The organism is Luteimicrobium sp. NPDC057192 (assembly GCF_042670205.1).
In the GTDB taxonomy this organism is placed as follows: Bacteria; Actinomycetota; Actinomycetes; order Actinomycetales; family Cellulomonadaceae; genus Luteimicrobium.
The window spans coordinates 1-3,799 of record NZ_JBHUWD010000068.1 but is presented as its reverse complement, the minus strand read 5'-3'; the positions used below and the strand labels follow the sequence as shown (position 1 = coordinate 3,799).

Annotated in this window: 1 protein-coding gene; it reads right to left on the bottom strand. The window is 71.6% G+C overall.

The features are described from left to right. Positions 1-60: 60 nt before the first annotated feature. Positions 61-3,480: a pullulanase-type alpha-1,6-glucosidase gene (gene pulA / locus ACFT5B_RS19395; protein WP_386800828.1), complete on the bottom strand. Its 3,420-nt coding sequence runs from the start codon at positions 3,478-3,480 to the stop codon at positions 61-63. Between the last annotated feature and the right edge of the window lie 319 nt (positions 3,481-3,799).

The window sequence follows — 3,799 nt, the reverse complement described above, 5'->3', positions numbered from 1 at the left end:
CCGGCATCCCGAATACCTCGCGAGGTATTCGGGATGCCGGGGTACTTCGGCGTCGGAGGGTCAGCGGTGGCCGTGGCCCCCGCTGTTCCCCGGGCTGCCGTGCTGCTGCGCGAGCGTGAGCACCGCGACCGTGCGCGCCGGGACCGAGACCGTGCCGGTGCGCGCGTCCCACGTGGTGCGCTTGACGACCGCGTCGTCGCCGTGACGCTGGAGCGTGGAGAGCTCGTAGCCCTTGCCGCGGAGCGCGTCGAGCGTCTCGGTGGCCGTCGTCGTGCCTGCGTTGAACACGACCAGGACGCCGTCGAGGTTCCGGTCGACGTCCTTGCCGTGCGCGTCGTCGACGTTCATGGCGATCACGCCGGGCGTCGTCGTCGCGGGGAAGGAGACCTTCTGCTCGATCAGGCTCGACGAGCCGAGCGAGAACAGCGGCGTCGAGCGCTTGAGCCGCAGGAGCTGCTGCGCCTCGTCGGTCGCGGTCGCGATGTCCTTCGCGGTCGGGTTCAGGGCCGGGTCGGCGAGCAGCGGCTTCATGATCGACCACTGCGAGCCGTTGTCCCCCGACAGGGGCAGCCCCTTGGCGAACCCGTTCGTCCGGCCCGACCAGTCGATCGCATTGAACCAGTCGCCCGAGTTGTAGCTGTTGTTGTCGAGCGACTTGCTGCGGAGCAGGTCCGAGCCCGCCAGCCAGAACGACGGCGACTGCGACAGCGTGGCCGTGGCGAGCGAGAGGGTCTGCATGCGCACGCGGTCCGCCATCGACGTCGCCTGCGGCAGCTTGAGCGTCAGCGCGTCGAAGAGCGTCTGGTTGTCGTGCGCGTCGACGTAGCTGATGGACTCGTCGGGCTCGCTCGCGTAGCCCGCCGGCTGCCCGTTGTAGTCGACCTCCGAGCCCTTCTTCGTCGTCCCGTCGGACGTCACGAACGCGTAGTCCTTGAGGTTGCCCGCGAGGCCCAGCTTCACGAGGTCCTCGTCGTGGCCGAGCAGCGCCTTCGACGCGTCGTCCGCGTCCCCGTACGACGGGTTGCCGTTCGGGTCGGTGAACAGGCCCGAGCCGAAGCCCTGCTGCTGGACGGTGCTCCCGTCGACCGGGGACCCGCCGCGGACGGCGTCGCGCAGGCGGTCGTTGAAGGTCCCGATGCCGGTGCCGTCGAGCTGGCCCTGGGTGGCCTGCGTGAAGTACGCGTTGTTCGCGACCGCCCCGAAGTTCCAGCCCTCGCCGTACAGGTAGATGCTCTTCCCGTCGACGCCGTCCTTGCGGAGCGTCAGCTTGTCGAGCGCGGCCCGCACGGCCTTCATGTTGTCGACCGAGTGGAAGCCCATGAGGTCGAAGCGGAAGCCGTCGACCTTGTACTCCTTGGCCCACAGGACGACCGAGTCGACCATGAGCTTCTGGGCCATGGTGTGCTCGGTGGCGACATCCTGGCAGCAGGTCGAGGTCTCGACCGAGCCGGTCGCGTCGAGCCGCTGGTAATAGCCGGGGACGACGCGGTCGAGGATCGAGTGCGCGTCCTGGCCCGAGGCGGAGGTGTGGTTGAAGACCTCGTCGACGACGACGCGGAGCCCGTCCGCGTGCAGCGCCCCGACCATGGTGCGGAACTCCGCGACGCGCGAGCCGCCGTCGGGGCGGACGGCGTACGAGCCCTCGGGGGCGAAGAAGTGGAGCGGGTCGTAGCCCCAGTTGTACGCGTCGGAGTCCGCGACCGCGCCCACGCACGCCTGCTGCTGGTCCGAGTCCGGGGCGTAGGAGGCCAGGTCGCACGGCGGGGCCTTCTGCTGGCTGCGGTCCTCGTTCACGGTCGCGAAGTCGAACGTCGGCTGCAGGTGGACGGTGGTCAGGCCGGCCTTCGCGAGGGTCCGCAGGTGCTTGGTCCCCTCGCTGTTCGTCGCGAACGCGCCGTACGTCCCACGGAGCGCCGCCGGGACCGTCGGGTCGGTGGCGGAGAAGTCGCGGACGCTCAGCTCGTAGATCGTCTGCTGGGTCGGGTCGGCGACGCGCGGGGACGCCGTCCGGGCCCATTGCGACGGCTCGAGCGAGCGGTCGTCGAGGTCGACGAGCACCGAGCGCGTCGAGTTCGTGGTGAGCGCGACCGAGTACGGGTCGGTGACGTCGTTGGTCTCGATCCGGCCCGTGGTGGGCGCGTAGACCTTCACCTCGTAGAGGTACTGCCGGTTCTTCCACGACGGCGACCCGGCCACGGTCCACGTGCCGTCCGACGCGCGGTGCGCCGGGACGCGCTGCGGGTCGCCGGTGCCCGACGCCGGGTAGAGGAGCAGGTCGACGTCCTGCGCCGTCGGCGCCCAGAGGGCGAGCTGCGGCGCACCGTGCTCCCAGGTGACGCCGAGGGCGCGTCGCTGCGCGGAGGTGCCGTAGACGTCGTCGAGCACGCCGGGGACCTGGACGCCCGTGAGCGCCTCGAGCGCGCCGTCGGCGTCCCGGGCGGCGAGCCGGAGCTCGCCCCGGAGCGCCCGCTCGAGGGCGGGACGCGACAGGCCGCGCGGGTGCAGCGCGACGTAGCCCTTGAGGGCCGGGAAGCGCGTGAGCTGCGCGGACGTGAGGCCCTGCGGGTCCGCCGTGAGACCGATCGCGGTGCCGCCCGAGATCGTGTTCCCGTCGCGCGTGAGCGAGGCGTCGGCCGAGGAGTAGAGGGTCCAGGCCGTGACGCCGGCGGCGAGGTCGGCGGGGACGGCGACCGTGCGCGCGTCGACCCACTGGGCGGCGTCCTCGGCCTCGCCCGCGACCGGGGCGTCCGTCACGTCGATCGCGAGCGCGTGCGTGGCGAGGGTGTACGTGAGGACGACCTGCTTGCCGCCCTCGACGGTGAACGGGATCGCGGCGCCGTCCTTGGCACCGCCCTGGCCGTAGACCTCGTCGGCGGACAGTCCGTGCGCGACCCGGACGTGGTACGTCCCCGCGGTCAGCCCGGTGAGCTTCGCGGTGTAGATCCCGTTGCCGTCCGGGTCCTCCAGCCACGCCCCGAGGCAGTCGGCCTGGTCGTCCGAGGCGCAGCCGAGCTGCGTCTGGAAGTCGCCGATCGCGGACACGATGGGGTCGGACGCCGTGGTGGTGGCCCAGTGCGTGACCGGGTCGTAGAAGAACGTGACCGGCGTGGAGCCGTCGGTCGTGTAGGCGATGTTGGCGCCGCCCTGCGCGCCGCCCGCGCCGTAGTTCACGTCCCAGGAGTCGTTGAGGGCTGCCTTGTACTCGTAGCTGCCGGCGGGCAGGTCGTAGGTGCGCGACCAGACGCCGTCGGGACGCTGGGTGAGCTCGGCCTGCGCGCAGCTCACGTCCCAGTCGCTCGCGCAGCCCATCTCCGTGTTGTGCGAGCCGGGGATGCTGACGTGCTGGGCGTCCGCGGCGGACGCGGACAGCACGCCGGGGATCGTCGCGAGCGGGACGAGGACCGCTGCCGCGGCCGTGGCAGCAAGGGTTCGGGGTACCCGCGCCGAGCCGGCGCGGGATCTGAAAGCTCTGGTCGACATGCGCTCTCCTTCGAGGGTGACCACCCCGCAGCACGCACCTGCGCGAGGGACTGCGCAACGGTGTGCAATCCATGCAACGGGTTGAAACGCTGACCACCGTAGACGCCCACAGAGCGTCAAACAAGACGACGCGGCAGCGAGCGCACCCCCAGAACGGCGCGGCTGCACGCCCACCGTACGTTGCAGCACGTTGCTGACGCCAAGCGGAAGCCCGGCCTGTGCACCAGGGCGGGGAGGGGAGAGGGGCGCGCGGTCGTGGCGGGTCTGGCGGGAGCCGGAGCGAGGAACGAGCGGAGGCGGATGGAAGACCGCGCGCCCC

What these genes read in the sequence shown, in the direction of transcription:
- pulA (WP_386800828.1), bottom strand. Translation starts at nt 3,480, where the DNA reads ATGTCGACCAGAGCTTTCAGATCCCGCGCCGGCTCGGCGCGGGTACCC.